This window comes from Bacillus norwichensis (assembly GCF_014836955.1).
GTDB classification, from domain to species: Bacteria; Bacillota; Bacilli; order Bacillales; family Bacillaceae_C; genus Siminovitchia; species Siminovitchia norwichensis.
The window spans coordinates 200,247-215,857 of record NZ_JACSPV010000001.1 but is presented as its reverse complement, the minus strand read 5'-3'; the positions used below and the strand labels follow the sequence as shown (position 1 = coordinate 215,857).

General features: G+C 41.7%; 15 protein-coding genes. All 15 read left to right on the top strand.

What is annotated here, in order from left to right; genetic code table 11:
* Positions 1 to 437: 437 nt before the first annotated feature.
* Entirely contained in the window at positions 438 to 1,133 is a 696-nt protein-coding gene (locus H9631_RS01100) for a YczE/YyaS/YitT family protein (protein ID WP_191809399.1), read from the top strand.
* A complete protein-coding gene (gene cymR / locus H9631_RS01095; protein ID WP_160705404.1) occupies positions 1,130 to 1,549 on the top strand; it encodes a cysteine metabolism transcriptional regulator CymR in 420 nt (139 codons plus the stop codon). Before H9631_RS01100 ends, cymR begins: the two co-directional genes overlap by 4 nt.
* Before the next feature lie 21 nt (positions 1,550 to 1,570).
* A complete protein-coding gene (locus H9631_RS01090; protein ID WP_191809398.1) occupies positions 1,571 to 2,713 on the top strand; it encodes a cysteine desulfurase family protein in 1,143 nt (380 codons plus the stop codon).
* Between the two features lie 13 nt (positions 2,714 to 2,726).
* The gene (mnmA, locus tag H9631_RS01085) at positions 2,727 to 3,842 is read left to right on the top strand and encodes a tRNA 2-thiouridine(34) synthase MnmA (protein ID WP_191809397.1); all 1,116 of its coding nucleotides are present in this window, start codon (positions 2,727 to 2,729) and stop codon (positions 3,840 to 3,842) included.
* 239 nt (positions 3,843 to 4,081) lie between these two features.
* Positions 4,082 to 4,750, top strand: a complete 669-nt coding sequence (locus H9631_RS01080) for a tetratricopeptide repeat protein (protein WP_191809396.1) — start codon at positions 4,082 to 4,084, stop codon at positions 4,748 to 4,750.
* 21 nt (positions 4,751 to 4,771) lie between these two features.
* Positions 4,772 to 7,168 (top strand): SF1B family DNA helicase RecD2, encoded by a 2,397-nt coding sequence (recD2, locus tag H9631_RS01075; RefSeq protein WP_191809395.1) that lies wholly within the window; start codon positions 4,772 to 4,774, stop codon positions 7,166 to 7,168.
* Between the two features lie 38 nt (positions 7,169 to 7,206).
* On the top strand, positions 7,207 to 7,737 hold the full coding sequence (locus H9631_RS01070; RefSeq protein ID WP_191809394.1) for a PRC-barrel domain-containing protein: 531 nt from the start codon (positions 7,207 to 7,209) through the stop codon (positions 7,735 to 7,737).
* Positions 7,697 to 7,885, top strand: coding sequence for a hypothetical protein (locus H9631_RS22225; protein WP_120068728.1), 189 nt, complete (start codon positions 7,697 to 7,699; stop codon positions 7,883 to 7,885). The genes H9631_RS01070 and H9631_RS22225 overlap by 41 nt, the downstream gene beginning before the upstream one ends.
* Positions 7,886 to 8,139: 254 nt before the next feature.
* Positions 8,140 to 9,210 carry an AI-2E family transporter gene (locus H9631_RS01065; RefSeq protein WP_191809393.1) on the top strand — a complete coding sequence of 357 codons (1,071 nt, stop codon included), beginning with the start codon at positions 8,140 to 8,142 and terminating at the stop codon, positions 9,208 to 9,210.
* A gap of 322 nt (positions 9,211 to 9,532) precedes the next feature.
* The gene (gene alaS, locus H9631_RS01060; protein ID WP_191809392.1) at positions 9,533 to 12,160 is read left to right on the top strand and encodes an alanine--tRNA ligase; all 2,628 of its coding nucleotides are present in this window, start codon (positions 9,533 to 9,535) and stop codon (positions 12,158 to 12,160) included.
* An 87-nt stretch (positions 12,161 to 12,247) separates the two neighbouring features.
* Positions 12,248 to 12,517: an IreB family regulatory phosphoprotein gene (locus H9631_RS01055; protein WP_160705412.1), complete on the top strand. Its 270-nt coding sequence runs from the start codon at positions 12,248 to 12,250 to the stop codon at positions 12,515 to 12,517.
* Positions 12,518 to 12,520: 3 nt separating this feature from the next.
* Positions 12,521 to 12,940, top strand: a complete 420-nt coding sequence (ruvX, locus tag H9631_RS01050; RefSeq protein WP_191809391.1) for a Holliday junction resolvase RuvX — start codon at positions 12,521 to 12,523, stop codon at positions 12,938 to 12,940.
* 11 nt (positions 12,941 to 12,951) lie between these two features.
* Positions 12,952 to 13,236, top strand: a complete 285-nt coding sequence (locus tag H9631_RS01045; RefSeq protein WP_191809390.1) for a DUF1292 domain-containing protein — start codon at positions 12,952 to 12,954, stop codon at positions 13,234 to 13,236.
* 397 nt (positions 13,237 to 13,633) lie between these two features.
* A complete protein-coding gene (mltG, locus tag H9631_RS01040; RefSeq protein WP_191809389.1) occupies positions 13,634 to 14,791 on the top strand; it encodes an endolytic transglycosylase MltG in 1,158 nt (385 codons plus the stop codon).
* An 8-nt stretch (positions 14,792 to 14,799) separates the two neighbouring features.
* Positions 14,800 to 15,435, top strand: a complete 636-nt coding sequence (locus tag H9631_RS01035; protein WP_191809388.1) for an O-methyltransferase — start codon at positions 14,800 to 14,802, stop codon at positions 15,433 to 15,435.
* Positions 15,436 to 15,611 lie beyond the last annotated feature (176 nt).

The window sequence follows — 15,611 nt, the reverse complement described above, 5'->3', positions numbered from 1 at the left end:
TCTCCAAACTGCTGTCTTGTTTTCTTTATAGAAAAAATGTGAGATTAATGACAATTTGTGTATCTCTAGTGCAAATCACTCATAAACTTCGCAACTTATATGCCTCCCTGGGGGAAGATATTTGGTGAAGAGAGCAAGACTGTATGATGTTGGCTCAATACAGCAGCATACATAGCCGTTTTCCTCTAATAAATTTATGAGGTGGTTCAAAAAGTGAAGTGGCAGAACGTCGTTCAGCTGAGTTCTATCGATGGCCATACTGAAAAAAATTATGCTTTCAACAGCGCGCTGATAAGCAGGCACTCTCACATTTCCTTAATCTTAATTTGACAGAGCTAGCCATCTGTACTTAGGTTAGTAAGCACTTCGCATTTCTCATTGCTACTATCATACCAAACTTGCGTGCTATATGCATTTTGGATAGGGGTTATGTTATAATGGAGCAATGCAAAGGGGTAGGAGACTTGAAAAAAAGAGATCAATTACCAAAGAGGTTTATTTTGTTTATTGTTGGGCTTCTTGTGATGTCGCTCGGAATTGCGCTGATGATTGTCTCTGATTTTGGGGCGTCTCCATGGGATGTTCTTCATGTGGGTCTTTATTATCAGTTTGGTTTAACAATCGGGACATGGAGCATTATCGTCGGTTTTGTCGTATTGGGCAGTGCCGGTTTAATGATGAGAGAATGGCCGCAATTCGGTGCTTATTTGAATATGATTGTCGTTGGGATATTTATTGATATGTTCATGATGCTTCCATTCATGACTGAACCCGAAACATGGCTGGGAAAAGGAGTTATGTTTATGGGGGGAATGGTAATCTACGCTTATGGCATGGGAGTCTATTTGTCCGCAGAGCTTGGAGCCGGTCCAAGAGACAGCTTTATGCTGGCATTGACTGCTAAGACGAAGTGGAGAGTCTCCAATGCCAGACGGTTGATGGAAGTAGGGGTTTTGATAATTGGTTGGTTACTCGGAGGTCCTATTTTTATCGGTACGATTGTATTCAGTATTGCTGCAGGTACTTTCATTGGTATTGCTTTGCCGCAATGCCAAACATTTACAAATAAATGGCTGAAAAATACAGTAAAAGATAAAAAAGTGAACGAAATTGAACGGGGTGCAAGTGTATGAAAATTTCTACCAAAGGTCGTTATGGTTTGACCATCATGATTGAACTTGGAAAAAGATATGGAGAGGGCCCCATATCCTTGAAGTCGATAGCGCAGTCTCATAATCTTTCGGAGCATTATCTTGAGCAGCTTGCAGGTCCTCTTCGCAATGCAGGGCTGGTCAAAAGCGTGAGGGGGGCATATGGCGGCTACATATTGGCTAAAGAGCCTTCAGAGATTACGGCTGGCGATATCATCCGCGTATTAGAGGGGCCCATCAGTCCTGTCGAAGGAATCGAGGATGAGGAGCCTGCAAAAAGATCGTTATGGATCAGAATACGTGACGCAGTAAAGGACGTTTTGGACAGTACAACTGTTGAGGATTTGGCTAACCATGAAGATGAAGGCCAAGTACAGCCCTACATGTTTTATATTTAATCTTAGAAATTGGTGGGAACAATGAATAATATTTATTTGGATCATGCTGCTACAACACCGCTCCATCCACAGGCTGCGGAGCAAATGACAACAGTTATGAAAGAGATATACGGGAATCCATCCAGTATCCATGCTATTGGCCGCCAGGCCCGTCATTTGCTGGATTTGGCGAGAGCAAAAGTGGCCCGTACAATCCAGGCCAAAGACAATGAAATTGTCTTTACGAGCGGTGGGACGGAAGCAGATAATCTTGCAATCATAGGCACAGCAATCGCAAATAGAGATAAAGGGAAGCATGTTATTACATCTTCTATCGAACATCACGCTGTACTTCACGCCTGTAACTTCCTAGAGAGGGAAGGGTTTGAAGTGACATATGTCCAACCGGATGAAAATGGCTTGGTTGGTGTGGAAGAAATAGAAAAAGCTCTTCGTGATGACACCATTCTGGTATCGGTTATGTTTGCTAACAACGAAGTAGGAGCTATTCAGCCAATTAAGAAAATCGGTTCATTATTAGAAAGCCACCAGGCTTATCTCCATACGGATGCTGTTCAGGCATACGGAACTGAAAAAATTGATGTAAATGATCTCCAAGTTGATCTTTTATCTGCTTCAGCCCACAAAATAAATGGTCCAAAAGGCGTTGGGTTTCTTTATATCAAGAATGGAACAAGGATTGATACTTTGTTCTATGGAGGAGAGCAAGAACTAAAAAGACGGCCGGGAACGGAAAACCTTGTGTCTATTGCGGGGTTTGCCGAGGCTGCATCTATCTCCTCAAGTATGTTAGACGAAAAAAGACAGACATATAAACAATTAAAAGATAAATTTCTTCAGACACTTGTTGATGAAGAAATTGAATTTATGATTAATGGTTCAACGGAAGGATCGGTTCCTCACGTTTTGAATATCAGCTTTCCTGGCACAGAAGTGGAATCACTTCTCGTGAATTTAGATCTAGCAGGAATAGCTGCTTCAAGCGGTTCTGCCTGCACGGCTGGTTCTATTGAGCCTTCTCATGTCTTGACCGCTATGTTTGGCGGCGGATCAGAACGGACTCGAAATTCAATCCGCTTCAGTTTCGGACTTGGCAATACAGAGAACCAGATCGTGGAGGCCGCTAAGAAAACAGCTGAAATCGTCCGAAGGCTTACCATATGAAAGGAAGATTACAGTGAATAAGGAACCGAAAGATACACGTGTGATTGTTGGTATGTCCGGTGGAGTCGATTCATCTGTGGCTGCTCTCCTGCTAAAAGAGCAGGGGTATGATGTGATCGGAATTTTTATGAAAAATTGGGATGACACGGATGAATTTGGCGTATGTACGGCTACTGAAGATTATAATGACGTGATAAGAGTATGTAATCAAATTGGCATACCATACTATGCAGTTAATTTTGAACAGCAATATTGGGATAAGGTATTCACCTACTTTCTAGATGAATATAAAGCGGGAAGAACACCTAATCCTGATGTGATGTGTAATAAGGAAATCAAATTTAAGGCATTTTTGGACCATGCGCTGAAACTAGGCGCTGATTTTTTGGCGACAGGCCATTACGCGCGAGTGGAACGCAGCAATGGGGAAGTGAAAATGCTGCGGGGAATTGATGAAAATAAGGACCAGACATACTTTTTAAATCAGTTAACTCAGGACCAACTCCAAAAGGTTATGTTTCCGCTTGGGGGCATTGACAAGAAAAAAGTAAGGGAAATAGCCAAAGATGCAGGTTTGGCCACAGCAGAAAAAAAAGACAGCACTGGTATCTGTTTTATTGGGGAACGGAATTTCAAGGAATTTCTAAGCGGCTATCTTCCAGCTCAAAAAGGGAATATGGAGACTTTGGACGGGAAAAAGGTCGGTACGCATGACGGATTGATGTATTATACGATTGGGCAGCGTCATGGTCTTGGTATCGGCGGTGCCGGTGACCCGTGGTTTGTTGTCGGGAAAAACCTTGAGAAAAATGTTTTATATGTAGAACAAGGATTCAATCATCCGACATTATATTCCGACAGTATCCAAGCTATTAAAGTAAACTGGATTTCCAATCAGGAGAAAGAGACTGAGTTTACTTGTTCCGCTAAATTCCGTTATCGGCAGCCGGACGAGGAAGTTACTGTCAAGCTGTTATCGGGAAATGAAGCTGAAGTCAGATTTGCAAGACCCGTAAGGGCTGTTACACCTGGGCAGGCTGTCGTTTTTTATGACGGGGATGTTTGCCTTGGAGGAGCAACGATTGACCAGATTTTTCGGGATGGACAAAGATTAACGTATGTTGGATAGTTGAAGAGCTGCTTATTTTATAAGCAGCTCTTTCCTGGTGAGTAAGTGTAAAATGATACTAATTCTTTATTATAGCGTTAAGAGATGGGGAAAACTCGAAATAGTTTAGCTTTTATGCGTAGATGTTGAACTGGCATTTCTTTTTGCGTTAACATGGAAAAACGGGAGCTCACGCTTTTTCTATTAGGGTATATGTTATAATTTTAATAATAAAAGAACTTATGTACGGAGTGTAGCAAATGGATAAAAACAAACAGGGAATTGAATATTTACAGCAAGGAAAAATGGAAAAAGCCATTCAAATGTTTACAGGGGCGATAGAGGAAAATCCGAAGGACCCAGTAGGTTATGTAAACTTCGCCAACGTTCTTCTATCGGTTGGAGAGCCGCAACGGGCGGAGGAATTTCTCAAGCGCGCTATAGAACTGGATAATCAGGCGACAGCGGCTTACTATAGCTATGGAAATTTATATTTTAATCAGGAAAAATATCCAGAAGCAGCCGGAATGTTTGAAAAAGCTCTGGCTATTGGTCCGGAAACGAATGATTTACATTATATGCTTGGAATGTGCTTTGTAAATTTGGGAAGAAATGAATTGTCACTCCCATATCTGCAAAGAAGTGTAGAGCTGGATGCTGCAGATATTGAAGCGAAGTTCCAATATGGGTTGGCATTAGCAAGGGCAGGAGTCATGGACGAAGCAATTAAAAATCTGGCAAAAGTGGTTGAAGCTGATCCTGAGCATGCAGACGCTTTGTATAATTTGGGTGTTGCGTACACGGGCGAAGAAAACCAACTAGAAAAAGCCTTGGGCTACTTCAATAAGGCATTGGCCATCCAACCCGATCATCTTCTAGCGGGGAATGGAAAAAAACTGGTGGAACAAGTTTTAAACGAGCAAGACTAAGCATTAAGGGAGGTCCCGGCAATGGAATCACTTGATCTGTTTTCTGAAGATGAAAAATTCATAAAGGGACGGCACCTCGTTACGATTTTTCACAATGAACAAAACCTATACTCTGTTGTCAGGATTAGAGTGGAGGAAACAAACGAGGAGTATAAGGAAAAAGAAGCTGTCATCACTGGTTACTTTCCCAAAATACACGAACAGGAAACATACATTTTTTATGGAGGATTACAGGAACATCCGAAATTTGGACTCCAATTTCAAGCCAAGCACTTTAAAAAAGAAATGCCACAGACAAAACAGGGACTCGTTATGTATCTTTCCAGCGATTTATTCAAAGGAATTGGTGAAAAAACAGCTGAAAGAATTGTGGAAGCCCTTGGTGAAAATGCGATCAGTCTCATTTTAAGCAAACCATCTGTTTTGGAGGGAATCCCCCGGGTTCCGCCTGAAGTAGCCAACAACTTGTATGAAACGCTTCTTGAACACCAGGGACTGGAGCAGGTGATGATTGGCTTAAATCAATATGGATTCGGGCCGCAAATATCCATGAAGATATACCAGGTGTATAAAGAGGAAACATTGAACATCATTGAAAAAAATCCATACCAGCTGATCGAAGATGTCGAAGGAGTTGGGTTCGGCAGGGCGGATGAGCTTGGAGCTCAGCTTGGCATTGTAGGGAATCACCCACAAAGGATCAAGGCTGGCTGCTTGTATGTTCTGGATCAACAATGTATGCAAAACGGACATGTCTATTTGGAAGCGGAGCAGCTGCTTGAACAAGTAAAGCAACTGTTAGAAAACAGCCAGGATGTTGAAATTCCTTTTGAATTAATTGCGGATGCCCTCATTCAGTTAAAAGAAGAAGGTAAGGTGATTGGTGAGGAACAGCGGGTTTATATGCCTTCGCTTTATTTTTCGGAGAAAGGTCTTGTTACGAACATTAGCCGGATTATGGATCAAAAGCAATACGCAGATCAATTTCCAGAATCTGAATTTTTATTAGCGCTCGGGAATTTGGAAGAACGGTTGGACGTCCAGTATGCACCTTCCCAAAAAGAAGCGATTCAAACAGCCTTAACGAGTCCATTGATGATTTTGACAGGCGGTCCTGGAACCGGGAAAACAACAGTTATAAAAGGAATTGTGGAACTGTATGCAGAGCTTCATGGTTGTTCTCTAGATATCCATGCCTATAAAAGAGAAGATGTGTTTCCTTTTGTCTTGGCGGCCCCTACTGGCCGTGCAGCCAAAAGGATGGCCGAGTCGACCGGGCTCCCAGCGATGACCATCCATAGGCTATTGGGCATGACAGGCCAGGAGGACTTGGATACCGAAGGAGAACGAGAGATTGAGGGAAAAATCATCATTATTGATGAAATGTCGATGGTGGATACGTGGCTTGCCCATCAGCTTTTCAAGTCACTTCCTGACACCATTCAGGTCATTCTTGTGGGGGATGAAGATCAGCTACCTTCCGTTGGACCAGGGCAAGTGCTGAAAGATCTTTTAGCCTCCAATACCCTTCCGGTTGTCCAATTGACTGACATTTATCGTCAAGCAGACGGTTCGTCGATTGTGGAACTGGCACATGAAATAAAAAACGGAAAAACTCCTTCTGATATTACAATTCAGAAGAAAGACAGGTCTTTTATTAAATGCCAAGCACCGCAAATTGGGGATGTTGTTGAGAAAGTCGTAAAAAATGCTATCACAAAAGGCTACACGGCTAAGGATATTCAAATATTAGCTCCTATGTACCGAGGGCCAGCCGGAATTGATAACTTGAATAAAATTTTGCAGGAAGTTTTTAATCCGAAAAAAGAAAAAAGAAACAAGGAAATAACTTTAGGAGAGACGAAATTTCGGATAGGAGATAAGGTGCTGCAGCTTGTCAATCAACCGGAAAAAAATGTCTTTAATGGTGATATCGGAGAAATTATTTCGATCTTGTATGCAAATGAAAATGTGGAAAAGCAGGATATGATTATCGTTTCTTTTGAAGGAACAGAAGTCACATATATGCGCCAGGATTTTAATCAGATTACTCATGCTTTTTGTTGTTCTATCCATAAATCACAGGGGAGCGAGTTCCCGATTGTCATCCTTCCAGTTGTAAGGAATTATTATCGGATGCTTCGGCGCAATTTATTATATACAGCTATAACACGGAGCAGGCAATTTCTTATTCTGTGTGGAGAAGAAAGTGCCTTTCGTACTGGAATAGAACGAGAAGACGATCAAAAGAGACAAACAACATTGCGTGAGAAGCTGGCAGGTGAAAAACTACAGCCGGCCGTTGAAACACAACAATTGAATAATGAGCACGAGGACTGGTCGTATGAAGACAAGCTTTTCATGGCTGATCCCATGATTGGCATGGAAAATGTTTCACCTTATGATTTCCTCGATTGAGCAGACAATAAAAATGTTCGAAAAAGGCGGTGTTTCTTTTGCGGACATTTTCTTTATTGAAAGGCATGTCGGTCTATGACCGAAGTGGAGAAGTACTAGGCGAGGTTTGCGATATTTGCATAGGCGAAGAGGGACTGGTGACAGATCTTTTGCTGCAGATAAAAGGGTTCATCGGTAAAAAGGTACGCGTTCCCGTTCAGTCTGTTTCATCCTTTGGTGAGGATGGGATTATACTTGATAGCAATGGGCAATACTCCAAATATCGAGAGCTGGATAATGAACATACAATGCATCATGGACGCCCTTTAGCCAAAAAAAATACAATGACGCCGCATGGCGAAAAGCTCGGCTTGCTGGATGATGTATATTTTTTGGAAAAAGAGGGCACAATCGTTGGGTACGAGCTGACTGATGGTTTTTTCTCAGATATTACGGAAGGAAAGCGGGTAATCCGAACCCTCGATCCGCCAAATATGGGAAAGGATGCCATCATCGTGTCGGCAATTAACCAACGAGGTGGCAATGCCCATGATGAAATGTCCGAATTGTCAAAGCAAGGACCTTGGTAAAATTGGAGTGAATCAGTATTATTGCTGGAATTGCTTCATAGAACTTTCCATTGGGAAGGAAATCATCTATACCCACCAGGTGGAAGAAGATGGTACCTTGAGTTCCTTGGATGATCTGTTCGACGAACGGGAACGAAAGTTGAGTTAGGAGGCTGCCTTCAGGAGGCAGCCTCTTGATTTTACTTTAAGTGGTGAGAATGCATATTGGTATTCCATTCAGTGGGGGAAACTCCGGCTCCAATTGATGCCTCAGATTTTCAGAGGAAATGTATCGAGCAGAGCGCGATAAAATCTGGGTGCAAATACATCAAGGCGCATTTGATATGCTTATTCTTCTATTTTTTTCTTCCTTTCGATTAAAAATTCATAAAAAATGACACACTAATCGTAGGAGGGAGCATGTTGAAGCAAAAGCGGCACCGCTTAATATACAATTTGGCAATTTTGTTATTGTTATTTATTATTCTTTATTGCTTTTTGTTGATAAAACCCTTATGGAAACCTGTTTTCACGATTGTGTGTATTGGACTGCTGCCATTTATAATTGGTGGCTTTATTGCCTATCTTCTTTATCCGATTGTCGAAAAAATTGAGATGCTCGGCATCAATCGGATTGTTGCGATTCTTGCGATATATTTGCTGTTTTTTGGTGGGATGGGCTATGCTCTTTATATGGGGATTCCCGTTTTGATTAATCAAATCAGTCATTTTTCAGAACATGTACCTGAATTGGCAGGGCATTACAAAGGTCTTGTAAAAGACTTGCATGAATCGACTTCGAGATGGCCGGATGGAATACAGGCTCAAATCGAAGGACGCGTTGATGATTTTGAACAATGGTTGAATAAATTTTTGGAAAAGATGATGTCTATCTTCAAAGGACTCTTCAACTTTATTTTTATTTTGGCTGTCATTCCGTTCATTTCTTTTTACATATTAAAGGATCTTGATCTGATTAAACAGGCTGTGTGGTATATGACACCGAAGCGATGGAGGAAGCAAGGAAAGGAATTTCTTGCTGCAGTAAATATCTCTCTTGGAGGATACATTCGGGGGCAGCTCCTTGTTTGTTTAATCATTGGAACGGTTTCTAGTTTTTTATTTTGGATGATAGGATTGGATTATCCGGTTATTATGGGATCTATTGTTGCTTTTACAAATATAATTCCTTATTTTGGCCCGGTCATCGGGGCTGTGCCTGTCACTGCTTTTGCTTTGCTTAGCTCTGTCAAACTGGCTATGATGTCAGTCGGAATCATTGTTTTGCTGCAATTATTGGAGGGGAATGTCCTTTCACCATATATAGTTGGGAAATCAATTAATATTCATCCTCTTTTTATCATTGCCGCTTTAATTATAGGCGGAGAAGCGGGAGGGGTGATCGGAATGCTCGTCGCTGTCCCTCTTTTGGCTATTTTCAAAGTGGCTGTTGTTCATTCGCGCGACTACTTTATTAAGGTAAAACAGACTTAAGATTGACAAAGATTTTTCTATTACCTATAATTTCTAGTAGCTAATATACTGGAAAAACGAAGAAGGATCCATTCTTATTACTGCCCATCTGAGCGACGATTTTTTCGTTGCCGAAGAGAGGAATTTCCGCGGCTGAAAGAAATTCTAGATGAAGAGTAATAATGAGCTAATCCGGAGTGCAGTTAAAAGCCTGCCGTTTACCGCGTTAAGGTCCTGAGAGATGGCAAAAGTGTAATTCTTTGCTAAATCAGGGTGGTACCGCGTCTAAGCTTCGCCCCTGGCTGGGGAGGAGCTTTTTTATTTCGCATAAGGAGGAAAAATTATGAAAAAACTGACTGGTTCACAAATAAGACAGATGTTTCTGGATTTTTTCCAGGAGAAAGGACATAAAGTGGAGCCTAGCGCTTCTCTTATTCCACATGACGATCCTTCTTTGCTGTGGATTAACAGTGGAGTTGCAACACTCAAGAAATACTTTGATGGCAGGGAGATTCCAGAGAATCCCAAAATCGTCAATGCCCAAAAGTCTATCCGGACAAATGACATTGAAAATGTGGGAAAAACAGCAAGGCACCATACATTTTTTGAGATGCTTGGAAATTTTTCCATAGGGGATTATTTCAAGAAAGAAGCGATTGAATGGGCATGGGAGTTTTTGACAGATGACAAATGGATTGGATTCGATCCTGAAAAACTGTCTGTTACAATCCATCCGGAAGATGACGAAGCTTTTGAACTATGGAACCAGTCGATCGGCTTGCCAAAAGAAAGAATCATTCGTCTTAAAGAGAACTTCTGGGACATTGGTGAAGGGCCGAGCGGGCCAAACTCGGAGATCTTTTATGACAGAGGCCCCGAATATGGGGACGATCCGGATGATCCCGAATTATTTCCGGGTGGAGAAAATGAAAGGTATCTTGAAATCTGGAACCTTGTATTTTCACAGTTTAATCACAATCCAGACGGAACCTACACTCCTCTTCCCAAGAAAAACATTGATACGGGCATGGGGCTAGAGCGGATGGCTTCTGTTGTCCAAGATGTACCGACCAATTTTGAGACAGATTTATTTATGCCAATTATCAAGGAAACTGAAAAGCTCTCCGGTAAAGCTTATGCAAATGCGGGACTGGATACAGCATTCAAAGTTATTGCGGACCATGTACGGACAGTTGTATTTGCTGTAAGTGACGGGGCTTTGCCTTCAAATGAAGGCCGTGGATACGTATTAAGGAGACTTCTCCGCAGGGCTGTACGTTATGGGAAAGAATTGGGAATTGAAAAACCATTCATGTATCGTCTTGTAGTTGTGGTTGGGGAAATCATGAAAGATTTCTATCCGAAAGTATTGGAGAGCACAGATTTTATTCAGCGAGTGATCAAAAATGAAGAGGAACGTTTCCATGAAACATTGAATGATGGATTGGAAATCCTGTCTTCATTAATTAAGAAAGCAAAAGCTGAAGGAAAAGATATGATCTCCGGAGAAGATGTTTTCAGGCTCTATGACACATATGGCTTTCCTGTAGAATTAACGGAAGAATATGCGGAAGAAGAGCAGTTAAAAGTTGATCATGAGGGCTTTGCACAAGAAATGGAAAAGCAACGGGAAAGGGCGCGCTCTGCACGGAGCGAAACGGAGTCTATGCAAGTTCAAAACAGCACCCTTGCTGAATTGACAGTCAGCAGTGAATTTGTGGGCTATGATCGCCTCGCTACAGATTCGGTTGTTCTAGCCATATTAAAAGATGGTGAAATCACTGAGAAGGCCGAAGAAGGAGAGGAAATTCAATTTTTATTGGATGTTACGCCTTTTTATGCAGAAAGCGGCGGACAAGTTGCAGACCATGGGGCAGTCAGTGGACCTGGTTTTGAAATCGAAGTGAGTAGAGTCATCAAAGCTCCAAACGGCCAAAATCTTCATACAGGGATGATCAAAGAAGGGACAATCAGAACTGGCAGTGAAGTGAAGGCAAAAGTTGATGAGAAAATGCGGGGCCAAATCATCAAAAACCATACGGCAACCCACTTGTTGCATAAGGCATTAAAAGATGTTCTCGGAACACATGTCAATCAGGCTGGTTCATACGTCGGACCGGGAAGGCTCCGTTTTGATTTTTCCCATTTCGGCTCTGTAACGGAAGAAGAGCTAGAAAAAGTTGAAGAAAAAGTAAATCGTGAAATCTGGGCCAATCATGTGGTGCAGACAAAGCTGACAGGCTTGGAAGAAGCGAAGCAAATGGGAGCAATGGCGTTATTTGGCGAAAAATACGGTGATATAGTCCGCGTTGTATCAGCTGGAGCCAGTCTTGAATTATGCGGTGGCTGTCATGTTTCTAATACGGCAGAAATAGGGCTGTTCAAAATTATTACAGAAAGTGGTATTGGAGCTGGTGCACGTCGAATAGAAGCCGTTACAGGTGAGCATGCATTCCGCTTTATGAATGAGCAGGTAAATGAACTGCATAATGTCGCGGACAAGTTAAAAACAAAACCAGCCCAAGTGCACGAAAGAACAGAATCTCTTCTTTTGGAATTAAAAGAACTTCAAAGGGAAAATGAATCTCTTACGGCAAAACTAGCACATGTGGAAGCTGGAAGTCTTATCCAAAAAGCTAAAGAGGTTGAAGGCGTCAAATTCATTGCGAGCATTGTCCAAGGCGCTGATATGAACACGCTGAGAAACATGGGCGATGATTTAAAACAACAGCTTGGCTCAGGAATCGTCGTGCTCGGGTCTGCGCAAAGTGGAAAAGTGAATATTATTGCCGGAGTTACAAAAGATTTAATGGAAAAAGGATATCATGCTGGAAAATTGGTTAAAGAAGTAGCTTCCCGCTGTGGTGGAGGCGGCGGAGGGCGTCCGGATATGGCTCAGGCTGGTGGGAAAAACCCTGATCAATTGGAATCTGCTCTTGCCTATGTAAATGAATGGATAAAATCCGTTTGATTCCGGCTTCAAATCATGTACAATGAAGGTAATGTTTTACAGCGGGCCAATCCTGTACGCAAGTTCTGAAAGAAGGTGTTGTTGTAAATGAGCTCTTTTGATAAAACAATGCGATTTGAGTTTTATGATGATCCAATGGAGCATGATGTCAAAGAAGTTCTGCTGCACGTATACGGGGCTCTTCAAGAGAAGGGATATAATCCCATTAACCAAATCGTCGGTTATTTGCTCTCTGGTGACCCTGCCTATATTCCAAGGCATCAGGATGCACGTAATTTAATGAGAAAGCTGGAAAGGGATGAAATCATCGAAGAGCTGGTGAAGTCCTATTTAAAGCAGCATCGTGAGGAGAAGTGAGTTTTGAGGATTATGGGCCTTGATGTTGGCTCGAGGACAGTGGGCGTTGCAGTCAGCGATGAAATGGGCTGGACCGCTCAGGGCATTGAGACAATATCGATCAATGAAGATAGGAACCAGTTTGGATTCGAACGAATTGGTGAGATTATTAAAGAATACCGTATTGAACAAATCATTGTCGGTCTTCCGAAAAATATGAATAATACGATTGGCCCACGCGGAGAAGCTTCGATGACTTATGCTGAAGAATTGAGAAGCAGATTTCAGCTACCTGTCCAGTTATGGGATGAACGACTAAGCACAATGGCGGCTGAAAGGGTCCTTCTGGAAGCGGACGTCAGCAGAAAGAAAAGAAAAAAAGTCATTGATAAAATGGCAGCTGTAATGATATTACAAGGCTTTTTAGATAGCCAACAATTATGAGGTGATTATTAATGGAAAATGGTGAAAATTATATAACAGTTGTGGATGAAGAAGGAAACGAAGAATTATTTGAAGTCCTCTTTACATTTGACTCAGATGAATTCAACAAATCATATGTCCTGTACTATCCAGCCGGTTCAGACAATGGTGAAAACGAGGAGATTGAAATTCATGCGTCTTCTTATACTTCAAACGAAAATGGAGAAGACGGAAATATGCAACCGATCGAAACCGAAGAAGAGTGGGAAATGATAGAAGAAATGCTTAACACTTTTCTTGACGAAGAAGAGGAGTAATAAAAGTTCGCCGATCCGGGGATTCCAGGGTCGGCGAATTTTTTGTCAAAATCAATGACCTTTCGTTTCTGTGTAAAGAAAGGATAGTTTGTTATGGAAAATTTTATTCAAAGAAAAGCTTTTCAGTGTCCAAGGACTTACAGGATGTACTAGTGCCACCGAAGTCACAGGACGTGGCAAATTGAGGCGGTCAGCGCTAGTCCTGCAAGGATCAAGCCACTTTCCTGCGATGCCTTCTCGAGAATCGTCTTGATTGCCTGTGTTGACCAAGGCGCTTTCGCTTTTCTTATGTTATTGATAAAATCCGAGATTTTTCACTGACGTTTTTTAAAATTATTGTATAATAGTTGTGGTGTGCAAACAAAATAACAGCAGTCTCGGGAGGGGGCCCGGCTTAATGACAAAAGAGGGGCAAGAAAAAATAGACAAGCAGGCTAGAGCAGCCGCAATGAGAGAGAATTTGCTCGAAAAAAGGAGTGAGGCAGTTATTATAAGAAAAATTGTTGCTATTATTACGCTAACTTGCAGTGCTCTGATTTTAATAGCGGCACTGGGGATTTATATATATATAAAGTCTGCTCTTAAACCAGTAGATTCAGACAGTAAAAAGGAAATCCAAGTGGAGGTTCCAATCGGATCTTCAACAACTTCCATCGGCAAACTGCTTGAGGATAAAAGAGTTATTAAAAATGCCTCTGTCTTCAAGTACTATGTTAAATTCAATAATATATCGGGTTTTCAGGCAGGGACCTATACATTTTCTCCATCTATGTCGTTAAAAGAAATCTCACAAAACCTGCAAACCGGTGTGCTGGCCCAAAAAGCGATATTTAAGCTGACGATACCTGAAGGATATTCTTTAGATCAGATTGCAGGATTAATTGCCAAGCAGACGGGCGGCTCCAAGGATAAGATATTGAAAGATCTTGATAGTGAAGAGACTGTAAACCTATTTAGTGAAAAATATCCAGAGCTCTTAACGGAAGATTCGTTTAGCAGTAAGGTGAAGCATCCGCTGGAAGGATATTTATATCCAGCAACTTATTCCTATTATGAGGAAAATCCTTCAATCGCGGCGATTATTGATCCGATGATCAAAAAAACGCAGGAAGTTGTAGCGAAGTTTTCCGAGAAGATAGAGGAAAAGGACATCAATACCCATGAGTTATTGACGATGGCTTCCCTGATTGAAAAAGAGGCAACGGCAAAAGCGGACAGACATTTGATTTCAAGTGTTTTCTATAATCGCATGGAAGAGGATATGCCACTTCAGACAGACCCTACTGTTTTATATGCATTGGGTAAGCATAAGAAGCGAACAATGTATAAAGATCTTGAGGTAGAGTCACCATATAACACATACAAAGTCAAAGGTCTGCCTCCAGGCCCGATTTCCAATGCGGGTGAGACGTCCATTGAAGCTGCCCTGAATCCGGCAGACAGCAAATATTTATACTTTTTGGCTGAACATGGCACTGGGGAAGTCCACTATGCTAAAACATTAAAAGAGCATAATGAGTTAAAAGCTAAATACATTACGGATAAAAGGAAGTAGGTGGACCTATGAATCAATCCATTAGCCAATATATCGAGTCCCTGCTTCCGTCCCGAAATGAGCTTTTTCAGGAAATGGAGAGTCTAGCAGAAAAAGAACGTATTCCTATTATGGAGCAGACAGCCATTGATGTGATGCTGCAATTTATGAGGATGCAAAATCCTGCCAAAATCTTGGAGATTGGAACAGCGATCGGCTATTCTGCATTGAGGATGTCAGAGGCCCTGCCTGAAGCAGAAATCGTGACGATAGAAATAGATCCTGATAGAGCGGAACAGGCAAGAAAATATATTCAGGAGGCCGGTAAAGCTGACCGAATCAATATTCTGGAAGGCGATGCTTTGGAACTGCTTGAAAAAGTGAAGGAGTTAGGACCTTACGATGCCATCTTTATTGATGCAGCAAAAGGCCAATACCTGAAATTTTTTAATATGTATGGGTCAATGCTGACTACTCAGGGATGTATATACTCCGACAATGTTTTATTCAGGGGATATGTTGCCGCAGAGACCGTCGACCAGAGGCGCTTTCGAAGTCTTGCAAGAAAGATGAAAGAATTCAATAGTTGCCTTATGGAGCATGACGAATATATTACAACTATCATTCCAGTAGGGGATGGGCTTGCGGTAAGTAAAAAGCGGTGATTATGTGCAAATGGTGTACGTACCCTTGAACTAAAATCATTTTTGTAATATGATGACATAGATAATAATATAAAGAACTATTATGAAAAGATAGCGCGCCCTCTATGTGGCGCGCTGTCACGTATTTCATGATTGAATAATCCATAATGCTGGATGAGGGAATTCATAAGGAGTGA

Excerpts from the sequence above, each read along its gene's own strand:
- alaS (WP_191809392.1), top strand. The coding sequence starts at position 9,533 with ATGAAAAAACTGACTGGTTCACAAATAAGACAGATGTTTCTGGATTTT.
- cymR (WP_160705404.1), top strand. The coding sequence starts at position 1,130 with ATGAAAATTTCTACCAAAGGTCGTTATGGTTTGACCATCATGATTGAA.
- H9631_RS22225 (WP_120068728.1), top strand. The coding sequence starts at position 7,697 with ATGATGAAATGTCCGAATTGTCAAAGCAAGGACCTTGGTAAAATTGGA.
- H9631_RS01100 (WP_191809399.1), top strand. The coding sequence starts at position 438 with ATGGAGCAATGCAAAGGGGTAGGAGACTTGAAAAAAAGAGATCAATTA.
- H9631_RS01035 (WP_191809388.1), top strand. The coding sequence starts at position 14,800 with ATGAATCAATCCATTAGCCAATATATCGAGTCCCTGCTTCCGTCCCGA.
- recD2 (WP_191809395.1), top strand. The coding sequence starts at position 4,772 with ATGGAATCACTTGATCTGTTTTCTGAAGATGAAAAATTCATAAAGGGA.
- H9631_RS01055 (WP_160705412.1), top strand. The coding sequence starts at position 12,248 with ATGAGCTCTTTTGATAAAACAATGCGATTTGAGTTTTATGATGATCCA.
- mltG (WP_191809389.1), top strand. The coding sequence starts at position 13,634 with ATGACAAAAGAGGGGCAAGAAAAAATAGACAAGCAGGCTAGAGCAGCC.
- H9631_RS01045 (WP_191809390.1), top strand. The coding sequence starts at position 12,952 with ATGGAAAATGGTGAAAATTATATAACAGTTGTGGATGAAGAAGGAAAC.
- H9631_RS01080 (WP_191809396.1), top strand. The coding sequence starts at position 4,082 with ATGGATAAAAACAAACAGGGAATTGAATATTTACAGCAAGGAAAAATG.
- H9631_RS01090 (WP_191809398.1), top strand. The coding sequence starts at position 1,571 with ATGAATAATATTTATTTGGATCATGCTGCTACAACACCGCTCCATCCA.